Origin of the sequence: Streptomyces sp. NBC_00029 (genome assembly GCF_045160505.1) — a bacterium.
GTDB lineage: Bacteria > Actinomycetota > Actinomycetes > Streptomycetales > Streptomycetaceae > Streptomyces.
Map to the genome: position 1 here is coordinate 4,474,916 of NZ_CP108292.1, position 20,975 is coordinate 4,495,890.

General features: G+C 70.6%; 20 protein-coding genes and 3 tRNA genes. 12 read left to right on the plus strand and 11 right to left on the minus strand.

The window, feature by feature from the left end:
• Positions 1–499: 499 nt before the first annotated feature.
• Both bldC and OG753_RS20950 read right to left on the minus strand, forming a co-directional pair.
• The gene (bldC, locus tag OG753_RS20945; RefSeq protein ID WP_003949541.1) at positions 500–706 is read right to left on the minus strand and encodes a developmental transcriptional regulator BldC; all 207 of its coding nucleotides are present in this window, start codon (positions 704–706) and stop codon (positions 500–502) included.
• A 568-nt stretch (positions 707–1,274) separates the two neighbouring features.
• Positions 1,275–2,129, minus strand: a complete 855-nt coding sequence (locus tag OG753_RS20950) for a hypothetical protein (RefSeq protein ID WP_405792746.1) — start codon at positions 2,127–2,129, stop codon at positions 1,275–1,277.
• 194 nt (positions 2,130–2,323) lie between these two features.
• Here OG753_RS20950 and OG753_RS20955 point away from each other — a divergent pair, with 194 nt between their 5' ends.
• On the plus strand, positions 2,324–3,418 hold the full coding sequence (locus OG753_RS20955; RefSeq protein WP_327263251.1) for a Glu/Leu/Phe/Val dehydrogenase dimerization domain-containing protein: 1,095 nt from the start codon (positions 2,324–2,326) through the stop codon (positions 3,416–3,418).
• A 291-nt stretch (positions 3,419–3,709) separates the two neighbouring features.
• Positions 3,710–3,973, plus strand: coding sequence for a DUF3073 domain-containing protein (locus OG753_RS20960; RefSeq protein WP_030009392.1), 264 nt, complete (start codon positions 3,710–3,712; stop codon positions 3,971–3,973).
• Between the two features lie 80 nt (positions 3,974–4,053).
• On the opposite strand, the gene purM is transcribed toward OG753_RS20960, so the two are convergent.
• Both purM and purF read right to left on the minus strand, forming a co-directional pair.
• A complete protein-coding gene (gene purM, locus OG753_RS20965) occupies positions 4,054–5,124 on the minus strand; it encodes a phosphoribosylformylglycinamidine cyclo-ligase (RefSeq protein WP_189972406.1) in 1,071 nt (356 codons plus the stop codon).
• 91 nt (positions 5,125–5,215) lie between these two features.
• Positions 5,216–6,733, minus strand: coding sequence for an amidophosphoribosyltransferase (gene purF / locus OG753_RS20970; protein ID WP_030726287.1), 1,518 nt, complete (start codon positions 6,731–6,733; stop codon positions 5,216–5,218).
• A gap of 149 nt (positions 6,734–6,882) precedes the next feature.
• Here purF and OG753_RS20975 point away from each other — a divergent pair, with 149 nt between their 5' ends.
• Together OG753_RS20975 and OG753_RS20980 are read left to right on the plus strand one after the other, a co-directional pair.
• Positions 6,883–6,978 carry a putative leader peptide gene (locus OG753_RS20975; protein ID WP_324617183.1) on the plus strand — a complete coding sequence of 32 codons (96 nt, stop codon included), beginning with the start codon at positions 6,883–6,885 and terminating at the stop codon, positions 6,976–6,978.
• A gap of 58 nt (positions 6,979–7,036) precedes the next feature.
• Complete coding sequence (locus OG753_RS20980; protein ID WP_405789622.1) at positions 7,037–8,527, plus strand: sulfatase-like hydrolase/transferase; 1,491 nt, start codon at positions 7,037–7,039, stop codon at positions 8,525–8,527.
• A gap of 15 nt (positions 8,528–8,542) precedes the next feature.
• Here OG753_RS20980 and OG753_RS20985 read toward each other — a convergent pair whose 3' ends face one another.
• The 5 genes from OG753_RS20985 to purS all read right to left on the minus strand — a co-directional run bounded on the left by OG753_RS20985 (position 8,543) and on the right by purS (position 13,559).
• Positions 8,543–9,346 (minus strand): META domain-containing protein, encoded by an 804-nt coding sequence (locus tag OG753_RS20985; protein ID WP_327263253.1) that lies wholly within the window; start codon positions 9,344–9,346, stop codon positions 8,543–8,545.
• A gap of 51 nt (positions 9,347–9,397) precedes the next feature.
• A complete protein-coding gene (locus tag OG753_RS20990; protein ID WP_405789623.1) occupies positions 9,398–10,189 on the minus strand; it encodes a sterol carrier family protein in 792 nt (263 codons plus the stop codon).
• 195 nt (positions 10,190–10,384) lie between these two features.
• Positions 10,385–12,634 (minus strand): phosphoribosylformylglycinamidine synthase subunit PurL, encoded by a 2,250-nt coding sequence (gene purL / locus OG753_RS20995; RefSeq protein WP_327263255.1) that lies wholly within the window; start codon positions 12,632–12,634, stop codon positions 10,385–10,387.
• A complete protein-coding gene (gene purQ / locus OG753_RS21000) occupies positions 12,631–13,311 on the minus strand; it encodes a phosphoribosylformylglycinamidine synthase subunit PurQ (protein ID WP_030390145.1) in 681 nt (226 codons plus the stop codon). Before purQ ends, purL begins: the two co-directional genes overlap by 4 nt.
• 2 nt (positions 13,312–13,313) lie before the next feature.
• The gene (purS, locus tag OG753_RS21005; RefSeq protein ID WP_030009438.1) at positions 13,314–13,559 is read right to left on the minus strand and encodes a phosphoribosylformylglycinamidine synthase subunit PurS; all 246 of its coding nucleotides are present in this window, start codon (positions 13,557–13,559) and stop codon (positions 13,314–13,316) included.
• 327 nt (positions 13,560–13,886) lie between these two features.
• On the opposite strand from purS, the gene OG753_RS21010 reads away from it, so the two are divergent.
• From OG753_RS21010 to OG753_RS21045, 8 genes are all read left to right on the plus strand, one after another.
• Entirely contained in the window at positions 13,887–14,204 is a 318-nt protein-coding gene (locus OG753_RS21010) for an Lsr2 family protein (RefSeq protein ID WP_405789624.1), read from the plus strand.
• Positions 14,205–14,292: 88 nt separating this feature from the next.
• Positions 14,293–14,364 (plus strand) — tRNA-Gly (locus OG753_RS21015).
• Positions 14,365–14,438: 74 nt separating this feature from the next.
• Positions 14,439–14,511: transfer RNA gene (locus OG753_RS21020), tRNA-Gly, on the plus strand.
• A gap of 143 nt (positions 14,512–14,654) precedes the next feature.
• A complete protein-coding gene (locus OG753_RS21025; protein ID WP_327263257.1) occupies positions 14,655–15,599 on the plus strand; it encodes an ABC transporter ATP-binding protein in 945 nt (314 codons plus the stop codon).
• The gene (locus tag OG753_RS21030) at positions 15,596–16,360 is read left to right on the plus strand and encodes an ABC transporter permease (protein WP_327263258.1); all 765 of its coding nucleotides are present in this window, start codon (positions 15,596–15,598) and stop codon (positions 16,358–16,360) included. The genes OG753_RS21025 and OG753_RS21030 overlap by 4 nt, the downstream gene beginning before the upstream one ends.
• A gap of 22 nt (positions 16,361–16,382) precedes the next feature.
• Positions 16,383–17,624, plus strand: a complete 1,242-nt coding sequence (locus tag OG753_RS21035) for a sensor histidine kinase (RefSeq protein ID WP_405789625.1) — start codon at positions 16,383–16,385, stop codon at positions 17,622–17,624.
• Positions 17,621–18,232: a response regulator transcription factor gene (locus OG753_RS21040; RefSeq protein WP_327263259.1), complete on the plus strand. Its 612-nt coding sequence runs from the start codon at positions 17,621–17,623 to the stop codon at positions 18,230–18,232. Before OG753_RS21035 ends, OG753_RS21040 begins: the two co-directional genes overlap by 4 nt.
• Positions 18,233–18,256: 24 nt before the next feature.
• Positions 18,257–18,329 (plus strand) — tRNA-Gly (locus tag OG753_RS21045).
• Between the two features lie 50 nt (positions 18,330–18,379).
• On the opposite strand, the gene OG753_RS21050 is transcribed toward OG753_RS21045, so the two are convergent.
• Entirely contained in the window at positions 18,380–19,285 is a 906-nt protein-coding gene (locus OG753_RS21050) for a phosphoribosylaminoimidazolesuccinocarboxamide synthase (protein WP_405789626.1), read from the minus strand.
• A gap of 99 nt (positions 19,286–19,384) precedes the next feature.
• Positions 19,385–20,872, minus strand: coding sequence for a N,N-dimethylformamidase beta subunit family domain-containing protein (locus OG753_RS21055; RefSeq protein WP_327263261.1), 1,488 nt, complete (start codon positions 20,870–20,872; stop codon positions 19,385–19,387).
• Positions 20,873–20,975 lie beyond the last annotated feature (103 nt).

Genomic DNA, 20,975 nt, shown 5'->3' on the forward strand with positions numbered 1-20,975 from the left:
GACGCGCCGAGCACCCCGGGCGCACCGCGAGCGTGTGGAGCCGGCGGCGAAACGCGCCGGGGGAGCACCGCCGGGTGCCGGAAGGTGTCGGAGGAAGGCGTCGGAGGACGCCGCCGGGCCGGCCGCCACCGCGAATACCCCGTTCGCATGAGGTGCCTCGCGATGAGCATCCCCTTTACGGGGTGCATTACCGGATATACAAGAGTGATCATCTGTGACGGGAGTCACCGCATGAGTTTTTGAGACTCATACTTTTATCGCACTCATACGCCCGCTCGATAGAATATGTGCAATGGCACCTACCTCGTCGGCGCCCCCACGCGATCCTGAGACGGCCCTGACCTGGGCATAAAAAAGATCGCGCTGGACCCGGCGGAGTCCAGCGCGATCGAACGACCTGTGAACCTGTTGGGGCAGGCTCGGCCGTATGAAGCTATGTGGGTTTCATCGGATTGGGGGACCCGATATAAACCCGGTAAAGCGGGGTGTTTGCGCGACCTCAGGCCTCGCTGCGCTGCTGCGGAATTCCCGCGAGCAGTGCGCGAACCTCGGCCTCGCGGTACCGGCGGTGTCCACCCAGGGTGCGGATGGACGTGAGCTTGCCAGCCTTGGCCCAGCGGGTGACCGTCTTCGGGTCCACGCGGAACATCGTGGCAACCTCAGCCGGGGTCAGCAGCGGCTCGGCATCAGGGGTGCGAGCGGTCATGAGCGGCCTCCTCGGGAGAACCGAACCATCTCGGTTCTTTCCTCTAAATTCTGCACCTTGGCCCGCGGTGCCCGAAATGGACATACGCGGGCCGAGTCGGTTATAGGACGAACGGCTTGTCCTCGGCACTACAACTACACCATCCGTCCAGCCTCGACGGCCAAACCGACGGAATTGCCCTCCGAGGTGTTCATCAGCGGCGGAAGCCGATGGACCGTCCCATAACGGACAGTCACCCCACTGTGACGATCAGTCACAGAGCGATCAGGAGTCGTCAGACCCCCCGTAGAGTGCAATGCCGAGCATTCCGCCCTTAGTTGGGCGGAAGGAACCCTCCCCGGACTCCTTGTCCTATTTTGGCACGAGGGTAGGGGAAGGGCGCAAGGGTGTAGTTAGTGCGGTCCGTCACGCTTGGGCCAATGGCCCGTATCGGGACGTAGGTCCTGGTACTACGTCCCAAATGCCACGATCAGGGCTCTGATCAGCCACTTTTGACCGATCGACCGATACCGGACGATACGTACGGACCCCCCGATGGTGCGAATAAGTCACACCGACCACTTTCGGCCTAATTCGCGAAAAGTCGCTCCCGGACGGCCCTCCAGCGCTCCGCCAGCTCCCCGTACGCCTCCGTCGCCCCCTCCGTGTCCCCGGCCCGCAGGGCCTCGATCCCCGCCGCCAGGTCCCCCGCCGAGCGGTCGGCCGCCAGCCGGTCCGCCGGCAGCGCGTGCAGCAGCCCGCCGTAGTCCAGCTCGACCATCGAGCTCGGATGGAACTCCTCCAGCCAGCTCCCCACCTCCACCAGCCCGTCGGCGAGCATTCCGTACCCCTCTGCGTCGCGCAGGGTCCGCAGGGCCCGGGCGAGCCGCCGCCGCGCCTGCACCATCGGCGTGCGGTAGCGCAGCCGCTCGCCCGGCACGTACTCCCGCTCCTCGTCGGCCACCAGCACGAACCAGCGCAGCGGAACCTGCCAGACGCCCGTACGGATCCAGGGGCGCGCGTCCGGGTTCCGTACGCGCCAGCGCTCGTACTCCTCGGCCGCCTGCAGGCGCATCCCCGGGGGGAGCGCCGCGTCCAGCACCGGGCGCGGGAACCACTCGACGAGTTCCTGGAGGGCCAGCCAGCCGCGGAGCCGGGTGCGCCAGGGGCAGACCAGCAGCGCCCCGTCGACCACCGTCGTGAAGGCGTCCGCGCTCTCGTGCACCGGCACCCCCACCACCGGGACCCGCACCAAATCCGCCAGTGAGCGGCGCAGTTCGTCCTGGGCGGTCGGGGCATCCCCGCGCCGGGCGTAGTCGGACCAGTGCGCGCGCTCCGGCTCGGCGAAGGCGGCCAGCGGCTCGTAGACGCGCAGGTAGGAGGCGTAAGGGACGGTCGGCGCCGAGCGCGCGGAGGACAGCGGTGGATCGGAGGATTCGCTCACGCTCACGTACTGCCCTCATCCGGGGTCCGGTTCACCTCGGGGCGTCCCGCGACCTCCCGTACTCCGGGAGTGTTTCGATCCTCGGACAGGTCACCTACAGGCGGCCCACAGGTCTTACTCTGCTCCCAGCACGCCCTCCCCCACCCGCAGGGCGGGCGTCTTTCCGCCGCATCTCTTCCATGGGAGTCACCACCGTGACCGAAATGACCGACGGCGTCCTGCACACCCTGTTCCGTACGGAGCAGGGCGGCCACGAGCAAGTCGTGCTGTGCCAGGACCGCGCCACCGGCCTGAAGGCCGTCATCGCCATCCACTCCACCGCCCTGGGCCCCGCCCTCGGCGGTACGCGCTTCCACGCGTACGCCTCCGACGAGGAGGCCGTCCTCGACGCGCTGAACCTCTCGCGCGGCATGTCCTACAAGAACGCCCTCGCCGGTCTCGACCTCGGCGGCGGCAAGGCCGTGATCATCGGCGACCCTGACGTCCTGAAGACCGAGGAACTGCTCCAGGCCTACGGCCGGTTCGTGGAGTCCCTCGGCGGCCGCTACGTCACCGCCTGCGACGTCGGCACCTACGTCGCCGACATGGACGTCGTGGCCCGCGAGACCCGCTGGGCGACCGGCCGCTCCCCCGAGAACGGCGGCGCCGGCGACTCGTCGGTGCTCACCGCCTTCGGTGTCTTCCAGGGCATGCGCGCCAGCGCCCAGCACCTGTGGGGCGACCCGACCCTGCGCGGCCGCAAGGTCGGCGTGGCCGGCGTCGGCAAGGTCGGCCACTACCTGGTCGAGCACCTGCTGGAGGACGGCGCCGAGGTCGTGATCACGGACGTGCGCAAGGAGTCCGTGCAGCGGATCCTCGACAAGCACCCGGGCAAGGTCACCGCGGTCGCCGACACGGACGCGCTGATCCGCACCGAGGGCCTGGAGATCTACGCCCCCTGCGCACTCGGCGGCGCACTGGACGACGTCACCGTCCCGGCGCTGACCGCGAAGATCGTCTGCGGTGCGGCGAACAACCAGCTCGCCCACCCGGGCATCGAGAAGGACCTCTCCGACCGCGGGATCCTCTACGCGCCGGACTACGTGGTCAACGCGGGCGGTGTCATCCAGGTCGCCGACGAGCTGCGCGGCTTCGACTTCGACCGCTGCAAGGCCAAGGCGACGAAGATCTTCGACACCACACTGGAAATCTTTGCTCGCGCGAAGGCGGACGGTATCCCGCCGGCCGCCGCGGCCGACCGGATCGCCGAGCAGCGGATGGCCGACGGCCGCGCCGCGCGCGCGGTCTAGGCACTTCCCGGGGCTCTCCTGGTGCGCCCGCCGGGGTGCGGCGAGACGGAACTCACTGCACTTCGGCGGGTCGCCCGCCAGGAAAAGGTTAAAATCGCAGCTGACCAGCGAGGACGGGGCGCCTTGCTGGTTCTGCACCGGGGCGCGTCATGCGGGCGGCGTACCGTATGGCCGCGGAAGCAGGTACCGTTAAACCCCTACGGACGGTCTCTCCATGGAGAGCCCGCTCCGAACCATGAACGCGTGTCAGACTCTGGGGCCGTCGAGCCCCGTCACCGAGGGGGTCGAGCCATGGGGCGCGGCCGGGCAAAGGCCAAGCAGACGAAGGTCGCCCGCCAGCTGAAGTACAGCAGCGGCGGGACTGACCTCTCGCGTCTGGCCAACGAGCTGGGCGCATCGACCGTGGAACCGCTGCCTGTCAGCGAGCCGGTCGAGGTAGACGACGACGAACTGGACGAGGACGACCCGTACGCTCGGTACGCGGACCTCTACAACAGGGATGACGACGACGAGGACGAAGAGTCCGGGCCGTCGTCACAGCGTCGCGGCGCTTGACGCCCTGAGGCGTCTGCACGTCAGACAAAAAGACTGAAACCCGGTCCAGGGCATCGCCCCGGGCCGGGTTTCAGTGCTGCTCAGCTCGCGTAGGAACCGGTCAGGGTCGCACCCTCGGTGCGGTCGCCGCGGTCCAGGATCTCTCCCGCGACCCACGCGTCGACACCCCGGTCGGCCAGCGCGGTCAGGGCCACGTCCACCGACTCGGCGGGCACCACGGCCATCATGCCGACGCCCATGTTCAGCGTCTTCTCCAGCTCCAGCTGCTCCACCTGCCCGGCCTTGCCGACCAGGTCGAAAATGGCGCCGGGGGCCCAGGTCGTACGGTCGACCGTGGCGTGGAGGTGGTCCGGGATGACCCGGGCCAGGTTCGCCGCGAGGCCGCCGCCGGTGATGTGCGAGTAGGCGTGCACCTCGGCCGTGCGGGTGAGGGCCATGCAGTCCAGCGAGTAGATCTTGGTGGGCTCCAGGAGCTCCTCGCCGAGGGTCCGTCCGAGCTCCTCGACGTGCTGGTCGAGCGACATGCCGGCGCGGTCGAAGAGGACGTGGCGGACCAGCGAGTACCCGTTCGAGTGAAGGCCGGACGAAGCCATCGCGATGACGGCGTCACCCGTACGGATGCGATCCGCGCCGAGCAGGCGGTCGTACTCGACGACGCCCGTTCCGGCACCCGCCACGTCGAAGTCGTCCGGGCCCAGCAGCCCGGGGTGTTCGGCCGTCTCGCCGCCCACCAGGGCGCAGCCGGCGAGGACGCAGCCCTCGGCAATGCCCTTGACGATGGCCGCGACACGCTCGGGGTGCACCTTGCCGACGCAGATGTAGTCGGTCATGAAGAGCGGCTCGGCGCCGCAGACGACGATGTCGTCCATGACCATCGCCACCAGGTCGTGGCCGATGGTGTCGTACACGCCGAGCTGGCGGGCGATGTCCACCTTGGTGCCGACGCCGTCGGTGGCCGAGGCGAGCAGCGGGCGCTCGTAGCGCTTGAGGGCGGAGGCGTCGAAGAGGCCGGCGAAGCCGCCGAGGCCGCCGAGGACCTCGGGGCGCTGCGTCTTCTTCACCCACTCCTTCATCAGCTCGACGGCGCGGTCGCCCGCTTCGATGTCCACGCCTGCGGCTGCGTAGCTGGCACCGGTGGTCTTCTCTGTCATGACAGGAGAGAGCTTTCGTGTCGTTACTGCGTGTGGTGCCGGGCCCTGGGAGAAGCCTCAAAGACAGGGCCCGGCGCAGGTTGAGCCAGGGCTACGGGCGACGGAGCGCGTCGGCGGCGTCCGTGCCGCCGGCCAGCTCGGTCTCCAGGAGCTGCTTGCCCAGGAGCTGCGGGTCGGGCAGCTCCATCGGGTACTCGCCGTCGAAGCAGGCACGGCAGAGGTTGGGCTTCTGGATGGTGGTCGCCTCGATCATCGCGTCGAGCGAGATGTAGGAGAGGGAGTCCGCGCCCATGGAGGTGGCGATCTCGTCGACCGTCATCCCGTTGGCGATCAGCTCGGCCCGGGTGGCGAAGTCGATGCCGAAGAAGCACGGCCACTTCACCGGCGGCGAGGAGATCCGGATGTGGACCTCCGCCGCGCCGGCCTCGCGGAGCATCTTGACCAGGGCGCGCTGGGTGTTGCCGCGGACGATCGAGTCGTCGACGACAACCAGGCGCTTGCCCCGGATGACTTCCTTGAGGGGGTTGAGCTTGAGGCGGATGCCGAGCTGGCGGATCGTCTGCGAGGGCTGGATGAAGGTCCGGCCCACGTAGGCGTTCTTGACCAGGCCGGATCCGTACGGGATCCCGCTGGCCTCGGCGTATCCGACGGCGGCGGGCGTGCCGGATTCCGGCGTCGCTATCACCAGGTCGGCATCGACCGGGGCTTCCTTGGCCAGGCGCCGGCCCATCTCGACACGCGAGAGGTAGACGTTCCGGCCGGCGATGTCGGTGTCCGGGCGCGCCAGGTAGACGTACTCGAAGACACAGCCCTTGGGCTTCGCTTCCGCGAATCGAGAGGTGCGCAGACCGTTCTCGTCGATCGCGATGAGCTCGCCCGGCTCGACCTCGCGGACGAAGCTGGCGCCGCAGATGTCGAGGGCGGCGGTCTCACTCGCGACCACCCAGCCGCGCTCCAGGCGGCCGAGGACCAGCGGGCGGATGCCCTGCGGGTCACGGGCGGTGTAGAGGGTCCCCTCGTCCATGAAGACGAGGGAGAAGGCGCCCTTGACCTGAGGCAGGACCTTGGCGGCCGACTCCTCGATGGTCAGGGGCTTGCCCTCGTCGTCGGTCTGACCGGCGAGCAGGGCGGTGACCAGGTCGGTGTCATTCGTGGCCGCCACCTGGGTGGCACGGCCGTCCTGACGGGGGAGGTCGGCGACCATCTCGGCAAGCTCGGCGGTGTTCACCAGGTTGCCGTTGTGACCCAGGGCAATGGAGCCGTGGGCGGTCGCACGGAAGGTCGGCTGGGCGTTCTCCCAGACGGAGGCCCCGGTGGTCGAATAGCGGGCGTGACCGACCGCGATATGACCTTGGAGCGAGCCGAGAGAGGTTTCGTCGAAGACTTGGGAAACGAGGCCCATGTCCTTGAAGACGAGGATCTGGGAACCGTTGCTCACAGCGATTCCCGCGGACTCTTGTCCGCGGTGCTGCAGTGCATACAGTCCGAAGTAGGTGAGCTTGGCGACCTCTTCACCCGGAGCCCAGACACCGAAGACGCCGCAAGCGTCCTGGGGGCCCTTTTCGCCGGGGAGCAGGTCGTGGTTGAGTCGTCCATCACCACGAGGCACGCTTCCGAGTGTAGGCGAGATCGACCACTGGTCCGAATTGGGGATGGCCGGGAAATGTCACAGCACGGAGGGTGACGGATCCCTTCCGTCTCGCTATCCGGAATGCCCTTGTTGACAGGCGCATGGGCATTCGTCCAGGCTCTCGCCCCATGCAGCCTCTCGGTGACCGGACGGTCACCCTCGTCGAGCGCCGGCACGTGGACCTTGTCCGTGTCGCGAGCGCCATCTGTCGCTGTTCTGCGTAGTCACACGCCGCTTTCCGTTCTTTTTCTTTCCTGAGCCCTGCCCCGAGTCCGCCCTGCCGTGCCGCGCGCCGTCCCGCGCCGCCCGGGGCGGGCCGGCAGGCCATGCCTTGGAGTACCTGTGACCTCGTACGAACCCAACCTGTCCCGGCGCGCCTTCGGCGGCGCGGTCGGCGTGAGCGCGGCCGCCGCGGCGGTGGGGCTCGGCGCCTCCCCCGCAGCCGCGGCCCCGGCCGCCGGGGACGGGCAGAACGCGCCCCGGGAGCGGGAGTTCCGGGCCGGGAAGCGGGGGCCGTCCCGCCGTCCGAACATCCTGTTCATCCTCGGCGACGACCTCGGCTGGGCCGACCTCTCCTCGTACGGCTCCCCGCACATCGAGACCCCGAACCTGGACCGCCTCGCCCGCCAGGGCGTCCGGTTCACCGACGCCTACTCGGGCTCCGCGACCTGCTCACCGACCCGGTTCAGCCTCTACACCGGGCGGTACCCGGGCCGCACCAGGGGCGGGCTGGCCGAACCGATCGCCGACAAGTCGGTGGGCCTGGACCCCACGCACCCGACGCTGGCCTCGCTCCTGAAGTCCGCCGGCTACGCGACCGCGCTGATCGGCAAGTGGCACGCCGGCTACCTGCCCGACTACAGCCCGACCAGGTCCGGCTGGGACGAGTTCTTCGGCAACTTCGGTGCCCTGGAGTACTACTCCAAGCTGGGCCTGGGCGGCGAGTACGACCTCTACGAGGGCGACGCCGAGTACAAGGACCTGCGCTACTACACCCGGATCATCACCGAGCGGGCGAGCGAGTACGTCTCCCGCGACCACCACGGCAGGCCGTGGCTGCTGAACCTCAACTTCACCACCCCGCACTGGCCGTGGATCGCCGACGGGGACACCGGGCAGAGCGCCGAGATCGTGGCGCGGATCAAGGCCGGCGACGGGCGCGCCCTGTGGCACCAGGACGGCGGCTCGGTAGAGAAGTACAAGGAGATGGTCGAGGACCTCGACCGCTCGATCGGCAAGGTGCTGGCGGCGCTGAGGCGTTCGGGCCAGGAGGAGGACACCCTCGTGGTCTTCTCCAGCGACAACGGCGGCGAGCGCTTCTCGTACAACTGGCCGCTGTCCGGCAACAAGGCCTCCCTCCAGGAGGGCGGGATCCGGGTGCCGAACATCGCCCGCTGGCCCGCCCGGCTGGACGGCGGCCAGGTCAGCCACGTCCCGGTGTTCAGCCCGGACTGGACGGCGACGCTGCTGGAGCTGGCCGGGGCGCGTCCCGACCGGGCCCACCCTCTGGACGGGGTGAGCCTGGCCGGATACCTGCTGCGCGGTGAGAAGGTGGCCGAGCGGGACCTGTTCTGGCGGGTGCGGGGGGAGCGGGCGCTGCGCCGCGGCGACTGGAAGTACTACCGGGGCAAGGCGGGCAGGGACCAGCTGTTCAACCTGGCCGGGGACGTCCGCGAACAGGCCGACAGGGCGGCCCTGGAGCCGGCCCGGCTGGCGCAGCTGCGGGCGGCCTGGGAGAAGGTGGACGCCGGCCTCCTGCCGTACCCCGGCTGACCCGGCCCGTCAGGGTCATTCCGCGGCCGAGGCCGCCTTCGCGGTCAGGCCCTTGCCGTCGGGCGCGGAGAGGGTGAGGGTCTCGCCCGCGATCGTCGCGGTGAGCGGGTCGGCGAACAGCGCGGTCAGCGCCCGTTCGACCTCGCCCACCGGGCCCTCGCAGGCCATCCGGGTCGAGGTCAGCGGCCCGAAGGTGACCACGGATCCCGCGACGGTGGCCCGGGCGCTGAACCGGTTGCAGCCCAGGCTGCCGCTCACTGCGAAGTCGGGGGCGATGGTGAACTGCGCCTTCCCTGCCGCCTCGGCGGGCAGGGAGGCCGCGGTAGCGCCGCTGACCAGCGACTCCACGGTCCACCGGGTCGTCGTGAGCGGGGCGTCGGGGACCGCCGGCGTCGAGGTCATGGCGATGGTGCTCCCGTCGGCGGCCTTCAGGGTGAGCCGGTCGGGGCCCCGGTCGATCGTCATCCTGCCCCGGAACACCTTGGCGAAGGCCGTCTCGAACTCCATGTCCGCGCAGGCCATGGTGGTCGAGGCGCCCGGCGTGACGGTCACCGCGGAGGGACCGTCGGAGGCCACCACCGCCGTGAAACCGTTGCAGCCGTAGTTGCCCTTGGCCTCGTTCTCGCCGATCTCCAGGCGGGCGGTCCCGGGCGCATGGAGCGTGCGACCGCCCGTGGTCAGGGACTCGACGGCCCAGGAACCCGTGGGGTCGGGGTGCCAGACGCTCCCCGAGGCCTCTTCCCGGCCGCAGCCGGCCAGGGCGAGGGCCAGTACGCAGGCCAGGCCCGCGGAAGTGTGGACGTGCCGGAGGGTACGCATGCCCCTGGGACGGGCCGGGCGCCGCAGCGGTTCCACCGGGGCCACCACCGCTCAGCTCATCAGGGGGAGCAGCGCCGACAGGTCGGCCCGCTCGCCGCTGGCCCGTACGTGCGCCTCGTCCAGCGCCTCGGCCCATGCCGTACGTCCGGTCGCGAGCCGGATCCAGGTCAGCGGGTCGCTCTCCACGACGTTCGGCGGGGTGCCGCGGGTGTGCCGCGGGCCCTCGATGCACTGGACCACCGCGAAGGGCGGGATGCGCACCTCGACCGAGCCGCCCGGTGCCTTGAGGGCGAGGGCGTCGGCGAGCAGCCGGGTGCAGGCGGCCAGCGCCTGCCGGTCGACCGGGATGTCCAGTCCGGTGGCCCGGTTCAGGTCGTCGGTGTGGACCACCAGTTCCACGGTCCTGGTGATCAGGAAGTCGGCCAGGGTCATGTCCCCGATCCACAGGTCCAGCACCCGGTCGCCCCGGTTCGCCGCGAGGGCCTCGGCCATCCGGGAGGCCGCCCGGGCGTACAGCTCGGACAGCGGGGCCCCGGTCAGGGTCTCCCGGGCCGCTTCGGAGATCTTCCCGGCGAGGGAGGCGGTGGCGAAGGGCCATTCGACGGCCGACAGCTCGGCAACGGCGGCGGGCGGCCGGGCCAGGCCCCCGGCCAGCGAGTCGGCGATCCAGGCGATGTGCCCGGCCAGCTCGGCGACGCTCCAGTCACCGAGCCCGCTGGGCCGTGCCAACCGCTCGGGCCCCAACTCGCCCACGGCGCGGCCGACATGCGCGAACTGCGCGGTGACGGCCGCACGGATCCGGGCGGGGTCGTAGGTACGCGGCTTCTTCCCTCGGGGCGGCATGCCCCGACCCTACTCGGGGGCCGGCGGCGCCGGCCCCGTGCCGCCGCGCCGCTGCGCGGTGTCCGTCGCGTGGGCGGCGTGGGCGGCGAACAGCTCGGCGGGCATCGGCGGGCAGCGGGCCCCGGGCGGCGCTGCCGACGCCACGAGCCCCCGGCCGGAGGAACCGGCCGGGGGCTCGTGGCAGAGGCGATGGGATCAGGCCAGCAGGGCCGGGATCGTCGTCTCGTGGGCCTCGCGGAGCTCGGCCAGGGGGAGGGTGAACTCGCCCTGGATCTCGATCTCCTCGCCGTCCACCACACCGATGCGGGCGACCGGCAGGCCCCGCGCACCGCACATGTCGGTGAACCGGAGCTCCTCGCTGCGCGGGACGGCCACGATGGCACGGCCCGCGGACTCGGAGAACAGGAAGGTGAAGGCGTCCAGGCCCTCGGGGACCACGACGCGCGCGCCGTTGCCGCCCTTGAGGCAGGACTCGGTGAGCGCCTGGATCACGCCGCCGTCGGACAGGTCGTGCGCGGCGTCGATCATGCCGTCGCGCGAGGCGGAGATCAGGATCTCGGCGAGCAGCTTCTCGCGGCCCAGGTCCACCTTGGGCGGCATGCCGCCGAGGTGGTCGTGGACGACCTGCGACCAGGCCGAGCCGCCGAACTCCTCGGCGGTGTCGCCGAGCAGGTACAGCAGCTGGCCGGCCTCCGCGAACGCCATCGGCGTACGGCGGTTGACGTCGTCGATCACACCGAGGACCGCCACGACCGGGGTCGGGTGGATCGCGATGTCGCCCGTCTGGTTGTACAGCGAGACGTTGCCGCCGGTCACCGGGGTGCCCAGCTCCAGGCAGCCGTCCGCGAGGCCCCGGCAGGCCTCGGCGAACTGCCACATGACGTCCGGGTCCTCGGGGGAGCCGAAGTTCAGGCAGTCGGAGATGGCCAGCGGCTTCGCGCCGGTCGCCGCCACGTTGCGGTACGACTCCGCGAGTGCCAGCTGCGCGCCCGTGTACGGGTCGAGCTTGGCGAAGCGGCCGTTGCCGTCGGTGGCCATGGCCACGCCGAGGTTGGACTCCTCGTCGATGCGGACCATGCCCGCGTCCTCGGGCTGCGAGAGCACGGTGTTGCCCTGCACGAAGCGGTCGTACTGGTCGGTGACCCACGACTTCGACGCCTGGTTCGGGGACGAGACCAGCGCGAGGACCTGCGCGCGCAGCTCCTCGGAGGTCTGCGGCCGCGGCAGCTTGCCGGCGTCGTCCGCCTGGAGCGCGTCCTGCCAGGACGGGCGCGCGTAGGGGCGGTTGTAGACGGGGCCCTCGTGGGCGACGGTGCCCGGGGGCACGTCCACGATCTGCTCGCCGTGCCAGAAGATCTCCAGGCGCTCGCCCTCGGTCACCTCACCGATGACGGTGGCGATGACGTCCCACTTCTCGCAGATCTCCATGAAGCGGTCGACGTACTGCGGCTCGACGATCGCGCACATGCGCTCCTGCGACTCGCTCATGAGGATTTCCTCGGGCGAGAGCGTCGCGTCGCGCAGCGGCACGGTGTCCAGCTCGACCCGCATGCCGCCGGAACCGGCGGAGGCGAGCTCGGAGGTCGCGCAGGAGAGCCCGGCGCCGCCGAGGTCCTGGATGCCCGCGACCAGCTTCTCCTTGAAGATCTCCAGGGTGCACTCGATGAGGAGCTTCTCCTGGAAGGGGTCGCCGACCTGCACCGCGGGGCGCTTGGTGGGCTTGGTGTCGTCGAAGGTCTCGGACGCGAGGACCGAGACGCCGCCGATGCCGTCGCCGCCCGTGCGGGCGCCGTAGAGGATGACCTTGTTGCCGGGGCCGGAGGCCTTGGCGAGGTGGATGTCCTCGTGCTTCATCACGCCGATGCAGCCGGCGTTGACCAGCGGGTTGCCCTGGTAGCAGGCGTCGAAGACCACCTCGCCGCCGATGTTGGGCAGGCCCAGGCAGTTGCCGTAGCCGCCGATGCCGGCGACGACGCCGGGCAGGACGCGCCGGGTGTCGGGGTGGTCGGCGGCGCCGAAGCGCAGCGGGTCCACGACCGCGACCGGGCGGGCGCCCATCGCGAGGATGTCGCGGACGATGCCGCCGATGCCGGTGGCCGCGCCCTGGTAGGGCTCGATGTACGACGGGTGGTTGTGCGACTCGACCTTGAAGGTGACCGCGTAGCCCTGGCCGACGTCGACGACGCCGGCGTTCTCGCCGATGCCGACGAGCATGGCGTCGTTCTGGGGGGCCTTCTCACCGAACTGCTTCAGGTGGACCTTGCTGCTCTTGTACGAACAGTGCTCGGACCACATGACCGAGTACATGGCGAGCTCGGCACCCGTGGGGCGGCGGCCGAGGATCTCCCGGATCCGGGCGTACTCGTCCTCCTTGAGGCCGAGTTCCTTCCAGGGCTGGGAGGCGTCCGGGGTTTCGGTGGCGTTCTTGACGGTGTCGAGGCTCATGCGCTGACCAGCTTCTTCAGGACCGAGGTGAAGAACGGGAGACCGTCGGTGCGGCCCGTCCCGATCAGCGGCTCGACCGCGTGCTCGGGGTGCGGCATGAGACCGACGATGTTGCCCGCGGCGTTGGTGATGCCGGCGATGTCGCGCAGCGAACCGTTCGGGTTGCCGTCCAGGTAGCGGAAGGCCACGCGGCCCTCGGCCTCCAGTTCGTCGAGCGTGCGCTCGTCGGCGGTGTAGCGGCCGTCCATGTTCTTGAGCGGTACGGAGATCTCCTGGCCGGCGGTGTAGTCGCCGGTCCACGCGGTCTCCGCGTTCTCCACCCGCAGCTTCTGGTCGCGGCAGATGAAGTGCAGGTGGTTGTTCCGGAGCATCGCCCCCGGCAGCAGGTGGGCCTCGGTGAGGACCTGGAAGCCGTTGCAGATGCCCAGGACGGGCATGCCGCCCCTGGCCTGCTCGATGATGGTCTCCATCACCGGCGAGAAGCGGGAGATGGCCCCGGCGCGCAGGTAGTCCCCGTAGGAGAAGCCGCCCGCGAGGACGACCGCGTCGACCTGGTGCAGGTCCTTGTCGCGGTGCCACAGCGAGACCGGCTCGGCCCCCGCGAGGCGGACGGCGCGCAGCGAGTCACGGTCGTCGAGCGTTCCGGGGAACGTGACGACTCCGATGCGAGTGGTCACCGTCAGGCCTCGACCTTCACGGTGAAGTCTTCGATGACGGTGTTGGCGAGGAACGTTTCGGCCATCTTGTGGATGCGGTCGAGGGCGGCCTGGTCGACCGGTCCCTCCACCTCGAGCTCGAAGCGCTTCCCCTGGCGGACGTCGGCGATCCCCTCGAAGCCCAGGCGCGGCAGTGCACGCTGCACCGCCTGGCCCTGGGGGTCGAGGATCTCCGGCTTGAGCATGACGTCGACTACGACGCGTGCCATCGGGCACTCCCGTGTGGTGGTTGGTGCGAAGGCGGTTCCATCAGCGTACCCGGCCAAAATTTCTACGCGGGTAGATATCCCGGGGCCGCGCTCACCGCGCCGTTTCGGCTTCACCAACGCTTCGCAAAATCCCCCGGAAAACCACGTGCCCGGCATTGCGGCGGGACACGCGGAGAGAATTAACTGGGCTTCGCAATGCAATGGGAATCGAGGTACAAAGGAATCACTCCGGATTCCGGATGAAAGTTGCATTGCCCCGAAACATCCACACAGGCGACATCACCGCACGTCAGCAGGTGGCGACGTCGCACGAAGGGACCGATATCCGTGGCGCAGCGCGTAGTAGTCACGCTCTCCGACGACATCGATGGCGGAGAAGCGACGGAAACGGTCGTGTTCGCTCTCGACGGAAAGTCCTACGAGATCGACCTCAATGTGGCGAACGCAAAGAAACTGCGGAAGGGCCTGGCCCCCTTCGTGGCCGCCGGCCGCCGCCAGTCGCGCTCGGGGAAGGCGTACAAGCACACCTCCGTCGCCCCTGACCCGGCGGTCGTCCGCGCCTGGGCCCGGTCGAACCAGCACGAAGTGCCCCCGCGCGGCCGCATCCCGAAGAAGATCTACGAGGCCTACAACGCGGCCCACTGAGCGTCGATTTGCCATGCACCCCCATCCGTCGGCTAGTGTGTGGATCACGCCAAGGGGCCAGGCCGCAGGTCAAAGCCTCCGAGGTCGTGCGGGTGTAGTTCAGTAGCAGAACATCCCTCTTCCAGAGGGAAGGCGCAGTGTGCGATTCCTGTCACCCGCTCTGCATCACTTCCGGACCACTGCTGTGGATCGGGTAGAGTGATGCACGCATCGCCTCACGGCAATGCAGTGCATGCGGACGTAGCTCAGTTGGTAGAGCACCACCTTGCCAAGGTGGATGTCGCGCGTTCGAGTCGCGTCGTCCGCTCTGTATGAAGAAGGCCCCGGTCATTATGATCGGGGCCTTCTTCGTGTTCCCGTACCCGGATACCCGCGGCCCCTGACAAATGTCATCCCCGGCGGTGACAGCGCGCACTGCCCGCCCGGCCCCGGCGCCGCGAGCCTTGAACCATGACTGACACCGTGATCGAAGCCGAGGGCCTGCGCCGCGGCTATGCAGGAGGGTTCGAGGCCGTACGGGGCGTCTCCTTCTCCGTGGCCCGGGGCGAGATCTTCGCCCTGCTCGGCACCAACGGCGCCGGCAAGACCTCCACCGTCGAACTGCTGGAGGGACTGGCCGCGCCGAGCGGGGGCCGGGTCCGCGTCTTCGGTCTCGATCCGTACACGCGGCGGGCCGAGGTCCGCCCGCGCACCGGAGTGATGCTCCAGGAGGGCGGCTTCCCCTCCGACCTGTCGGTGACCGAGACCGTCCGGATGTGGGGCGGGGTCACCACCGGCGCCCGCCCGGCGGCGGAGGTGCTGGAACTGGTCGGCCTGGCCGCGCGGTCCTCCGTACGCGTCAAGCAGCTGTCCGGCGGCGAACGGCGGCGACTGGACCTGGCACTGGCCCTGCTCGGCCGGCCCGAGGTGCTGTTCCTGGACGAACCGACCACCGGAATGGACCCGGAGGGGCGCCGGGACACCTGGGCTCTGGTCCGGGACCTGCGCGCGCAGGGCACCACGGTGCTGCTGACCACGCACTACCTGGAGGAGGCCGAGGAGCTCGCGGACCGCCTCGCGATCCTCCACGAGGGGGAACTCGTCCTGTCCGGCAGCCCGGCCGAGGTGACCGCGACGCGGCCCGCCCGGATCCGCTTCACCCTGCCGGCCGGGGTGCCCGCGGCCCGGCTCCCGCTGGCACTGCGCGCTGCGGCCTACGGGCAGCGCGTGGAGGTCCGTACCGAACAGCTCCAGGACGATCTGACCGAACTGCTCGGCTGGGCCCGGGAGCAGGGCGTGGAACTGATCGGGCTCGACGCCCGGTCCGCCTCCCTGGAGGAGGCCTTCCTGGAGATCGCGGAGAACCGCCGCAGCGCCGGCGGCCGCACCGAGGACACGAAGGCGGGGACCCGATGAACACGCTCACCCTGAACCCCGGCCGGCTCGCCGCGCTCGGCCGCTCGGAGCTCACCCTGCTGGTGCGCAACCGGGCCGCCCTCAGCGTGGCCGTGCTGATGCCCCTTCTGATGGTGTTCGTCCTGCGCTCCTCGCTCAGCGGGGTCGAGGGCGCCGAGGCCGTCGGAGAGGCCACCTTGACCGGCGGGATCGGCATGGTGCTGATCCTCGTCGTCCACATGAACCTGGTCTCCGCCTACGTCGCCCGGCGCGAGGAGCTCGTCCTCAAGCGGCTCCGCACCGGCGAGGCGAACGACTTGGAGATCCTGGCCGGAACCGCCCTGCCCGCCGCCGTCCTGGCCCTCGGGCAGATCGCCGTCCTGTCCGTCGGCGGCGCGATCGCCCTCGACGTGCGCATGCCGCGCAATCCGCTGCTGCTCGTGGCGGGCGTGCTGGCCGGCATCGTGCTGCTGGCCGGGCTCTCCGCCCTGACCAGCTCCTTCACCCGCACCGTGGAGACCGCGGGCATCACCACGCTGCCGCTGTTCCTGGCCACCGTGCTCGGCTCGGGGCTGTTCATGCCCACGGACTCGCTGCCGGACCTCGCGGCCTCGCTGTGCGAACTGCTGCCGCTGAGCGGGGTGATGTCCCTCGTGCGGGCCGGGTGGAGTGGCGGCTCGGCGGGCGGGGACCTGCTGGGGGCCGGGCTCAACACCTTGGCCTGGACCGTGATCACCGTGTTTGCTGTTCAGAGGTGGTTCCGGTGGGAACCGCGCCGGTAGGGCGAGTCGGGGGACGGGGACCGTGTCGAAGATGACGGGGTGGTGGAAGAACCGCAGCAGTGCGGGGAAGGTCGAGCTGTACACGCGGGGGTCGTTCCACCTCTTCGTGATCCTGGAGGTCCTGTCCTTCGCGCTGACCCCGCTGGCCGCCGCGGCCGCCGAGCAGAACTCAATCGTGGTGCCCACCTCGCTCTTCGTGATGATGTGCGCCCACGCGGCACTGTGCGGCGTGCTGGCCTCCAAGGCGCTGCACTGGGTGGTGGGGCGGCGCGAGCGCCCCACCCGGCTGGCGGTCGCCACCGCCCTCGCGACGGCGGCGTGCGTCCTGGCCGTCCTCGCGCTCCGGGCGATGGACCACATCACCCAGATGACCGTCGCACCGACGCTGGTGGCGGGACTGACCTGGTTCGCCTCCGGTTCGCTCGTCCTGTGCCTGAGGTCGGTGCGGCAGATGTGGTACATCGTGGCGGTCGCGGCGCCCGCCACGGGACTGGCCGCGATCGGCTTCGGCGTTCCGGTCGCGACCGCCTTCGGGTACGCCGTCGGCGTGCTGCTGGGCAGCCTGTTCTTCGGCGCCACCTGCGGGTTCTCCGCCTGGCTGCTGACGACCGTCTACGAGCTCGACCGCTCCCGCGAGGTCCAGTCCCGTCTCGCGGTGGCGGAGGAGCGGCTGCGGTTCGGCCGGGACCTGCACGACGTGATGGGCCGCAACCTGGCCGTGATCGCCCTCAAGAGCGAGCTCGCCGTCCAGCTGGCCCGGCGCGAACGCCCGGAGGCGGTGGAGCAGATGATCGAGGTGCAGCGAATAGCGCAGGAGTCCCAGCGAGAAGTACGGGACGTGGTGCGCGGCTATCGGCAGGCGGACCTGGCGGTGGAGCTGGAGGGCGCGCGCGGAGTGCTGCGAGCGGCCGGAATGGACTGCCGGGTCGACTTCCGGACCGACCGGGAGCTGAACCCCGACGTCCAGTCGGCGCTCGGCTGGGTGGTGCGCGAGGCCACGACGAACGTGCTGCGGCACGGGGACGCGCAGCGCTGCCGGATCAGGCTGACCGCGCCGGACGCCGGCCCGGTGACGCTGGTGGTGGAGAACGACGGGGCACCGGAGGCCCCGGCCGGGCCCCCGGGCTCGGGGCTGGCCGGGCTGCGGGAACGACTCGCGGCCCTGGACGGGACGTTGCAGGCGGGCCTGGTCGGCGACGGCCGGTTCCGGCTGCGGGCGGAGATCCCGGACCGACGACTGCAAGAACTGGAGGTACCGGCGTGAGCCCCGTACGCGTACTGCTCGCCGATGACGAGCATCTGATCCGGGGCGCCTTGGCGGCGCTGCTGGCGCTGGAGGACGACCTGGTCGTCGTCGCGGAGGCGGCCTCGGGTCCCGAGGCGCTGGCGATGGCACGGGCGCACCGGCCGGACGTGGCGGTGCTGGACCTGCAGATGCCGGGGGCGGACGGTGTGAGTGTCGCCACATCCCTGCGGGCCGAGCTGCCGGGCTGCCGAACCATGATCGTGACCAGTCACGGCCGTCCGGGGCACCTGAAGAGGGCCCTGGCGGCGGGAGTGCGGGCCTTCGCCCCCAAGACCGTCTCGGCGCAGCGGCTGGCCGAGCTGATCCGTACCGTGCACGCCGGAGGGCGTTATGTGGACCCGGAGTTGGCTGCCGACGCGATCAGCGCGGGGGACTCGCCACTGACCGCGCGGGAGGCGGAGGTGCTCGAACTCGCGGCGGACGGGGCACCGATCGCGGAGATCGCTGAGCGGGCGTCGCTGTCGCAGGGGACGGTGCGGAACTACCTGTCGTCGGCGGCGACGAAGCTGGGTGCGGAGAACCGGCACACGGCAGTGCGTCTCGCACGCGAGCGGGGTTGGGTATAGTAGTTCTCGCGTTACGGCGCACCTGCGGACATAGCTCAGTTGGTAGAGCACCACCTTGCCAAGGTGGATGTCGCGCGTTCGAGTCGCGTTGTCCGCTCTGTAACGAAGAAGCCCCCCGGTCCTCGGACCGGGGGGCTTCTCTCGTTCCTACGACCAGGACTGGCCGGTCAGGCGCTCGAAGGCCTCGATGTACTTGGCGCTGGTCCGGGCGACGACCTCGTCCGGGAGGGCCGGCGGCGGGAGCTCGCCCTTGCGGTCCCAGCCGGAGGCCGGGGAAGACAGCCAGTCGCGGACGTACTGCTTGTCGAAGGAGGGCTGCGAGCGGCCCGGCTCCCACTGGTCGGCCGGCCAGAAGCGTGAGGAGTCCGGGGTCAGCACCTCGTCGGCGGCGACGAGGGTGCCGTCCTTCGGGTCGAAACCGAACTCGAACTTGGTGTCGGCCAGGATGATCCCGCGCTCACGGGCGATGTCCCGGGCGCGGCCGTAGACGGCGAGGGTGGTCTGGCGCAGCAGCGCCGCCGTCTCGGGGCCGGTGGTGCGCGCGACCTCCTCGTAGGAGACGTTCTCGTCGTGCTCGCCGACGGCGGCCTTGGCGGCCGGGGTGAAGATCGGGGCGGGCAGCTCGGAGCCGTCCACGAGCCCCTCGGGGAGGCCGAGCCCGCAGACGGTACGGGTCTGCTTGTACTCGGCGAGGCCGGAGCCGGTGAGGTAGCCGCGGGCCACGCACTCGACGGGGACCATGTCGAGGTTGCGGCAGATCAGCGTGCGGCCGGCCCAGTCGGCGGGGGCGCCGGCGGGCAGGTCGGTGGAGATGACGTGGTTCGGGACGAGGTCCGCGAGCTGGTCGAACCACCACAGGGAGAGCTGGGTCAGGACGCGGCCCTTGTCCGGGATCTCGGTGGGCAGCACCCAGTCGAAGGCGGACATGCGGTCGCTGGCGACCATGACGAGGCGGTCTTGCTCGTCGCGGTAGAGGTCGCGCACCTTGCCGGTGTGGAGGTGGACGAGGCCCGGAACCTGAACCGGCTCGGGCTTTTCGACGAATCCGGACACGGGGTCTCCCTGTGGTTCTGTATGAAGCGCACCCCGATTCTCGCGCACCTGTGTCCCCTCCTGCGGACAGGGGTGGGTCGGTCGCGGGTCGGTCGTAGGTCAGTCGCGCTTGCAGATCCGGTCGAGGAGATTGGCCGTGGCCCGCTGCACCCGCTCGTCCACGTGCCCGGGGCGGTCCAGGGCCGGGGACCACGCGAACGTGCCGGAGGCGAAGACCAGCGCGCCGCTCGGCGCCCGGTAGAGGGAGGTCTCCTGGTGGCGGCGGTGGCCCTCGCTGTCGAGGTACGGGGAGTGCGCCAGCAGGATCCGGTCGTCGTGCTCGGGCAGCTGGGTGCGCGGGAAGTAGCGGTCGGCCTCGCCGGCGACCAGGCCGGGCAGCTCGTCGTTCTCGCCGGCGCCGGTGGAGTCCCAGAGCCAGTGCGTGGCGTTGCGCACGATCAGGGGGGCGGGTTCGGGGACCCGGCCGGCGTACTGGATGCCGAGCAGCTGCTGCTCCGGGCGGTCGACCTCGCGCCAGAGGCTGGGGCGGCCCGGGCCGCGCCGTTTTCGGCAGGTCAGGAGCCGGTCGTCGACCCCGGAGGGGGACGGGCCCAGCTCGACCTGCCAGTACATGGTGTTGGCGGAGAGGAAGACGAGCGAGGTGCCGTGGCGGCGGGCGCGCTCGACGGTGCGGCGCATGGGGGCGGACCAGTACTCGTCGTGGCCGGGGAAGACCAGGCCGCGGTAGCGGGTGGGGTCGACGCGGCCGGCGTGCAGGTCGCGGGTGTCGGCGTAGGCGATGTCGTAGCCGTAGCGCTCGGCCCAGCGGATGAAGTCGTAGGCGTGGCCGACGTGCAGGGGCAGGCCCGCGCCCGCGTAGGGGCGGTCGAAGGAAACGGTGACGGCCGCGTCCTGCTCGCCGAGCAGCCGGCCGTCCTCGTCCCAGGCGTGGTAGAGGCTGGCACCGCTGCGGCCGTCCTCCGGATAGAGGTTGTAGGCCTGCCAGGTGATGTCGGGGAGCAGGAGCAGGAGGTCGGCGGGGTGGTCGTCGCGGACCGTGAAGGGGATGTGGGAGCGGTAGCCGTCGGCGGTGGTGAGCACGGCGACGTACGCGCCGACACTCCAGTAGGAGGGCACCTGGAGGCGCCAGGACAGCCACCAGTGGTGGCAGGAGACCGTGCGGTCGGCGGCGAGCGGGGCCGGCTGGACGATGCCGGAGAGACGGGGACTGGTGGTGATCTTGGAGGCTCCGTCGCCGCCGTAGTGGCCGATCCGGTAGACGTCGACGGAGAACTGCTGGGGCGGGTCGACGGTGATGTGGAAGTCGATGGCCTCGCCGGGGGCCACCCCGCCGGTCGAGGCGAAGCCCTTGATCTGGCGGTGCACGTCGTCGGCGGTGCGGGGCCCGCCGTTGCCGCGGGCGCGCGGGATCTGGCCGGTTCCGGCCGCCGCGGCGGCCGGGTCCACGTACCAGGGCACGACCTGGCCGGTGTCGTCGAAGTAGAGCTCACTGCCCCGGAACCAGGGCAGGGGGCCCTGTCCGAAGGGGTCGGTCACCGCGTGCGCGAGCGCACCTGACTCCCAACGCCGGATCTGGTCCGCACCCATGACCGCTCCCCTCCCTCGCTCCCCCGAACGGGCGTACATCGCCTCGGAGCACGGCTCACGGCTGAGCTGAGACGGCGTTTTCCGGCACCCGCTTCAGGTCGTC

Bases quoted from the DNA above. Each gene is read 5' to 3' on its own strand.
- bldC (WP_003949541.1), bottom strand. From the start codon at position 706: ATGACCGCTCGCACCCCTGATGCCGAGCCGCTGCTGACCCCGGCTGAG.
- OG753_RS20960 (WP_030009392.1), top strand. From the start codon at position 3,710: ATGGGGCGCGGCCGGGCAAAGGCCAAGCAGACGAAGGTCGCCCGCCAG.
- purM (WP_189972406.1), bottom strand. From the start codon at position 5,124: ATGACAGAGAAGACCACCGGTGCCAGCTACGCAGCCGCAGGCGTGGAC.
- OG753_RS20975 (WP_324617183.1), top strand. From the start codon at position 6,883: ATGCAGCCTCTCGGTGACCGGACGGTCACCCTCGTCGAGCGCCGGCAC.
- OG753_RS20985 (WP_327263253.1), bottom strand. From the start codon at position 9,346: ATGCGTACCCTCCGGCACGTCCACACTTCCGCGGGCCTGGCCTGCGTA.
- OG753_RS20990 (WP_405789623.1), bottom strand. From the start codon at position 10,189: ATGCCGCCCCGAGGGAAGAAGCCGCGTACCTACGACCCCGCCCGGATC.
- purL (WP_327263255.1), bottom strand. From the start codon at position 12,634: ATGAGCCTCGACACCGTCAAGAACGCCACCGAAACCCCGGACGCCTCC.
- purS (WP_030009438.1), bottom strand. From the start codon at position 13,559: ATGGCACGCGTCGTAGTCGACGTCATGCTCAAGCCGGAGATCCTCGAC.
- OG753_RS21025 (WP_327263257.1), top strand. From the start codon at position 14,655: ATGACTGACACCGTGATCGAAGCCGAGGGCCTGCGCCGCGGCTATGCA.
- OG753_RS21030 (WP_327263258.1), top strand. From the start codon at position 15,596: ATGAACACGCTCACCCTGAACCCCGGCCGGCTCGCCGCGCTCGGCCGC.
- OG753_RS21055 (WP_327263261.1), bottom strand. From the start codon at position 20,872: ATGGGTGCGGACCAGATCCGGCGTTGGGAGTCAGGTGCGCTCGCGCAC.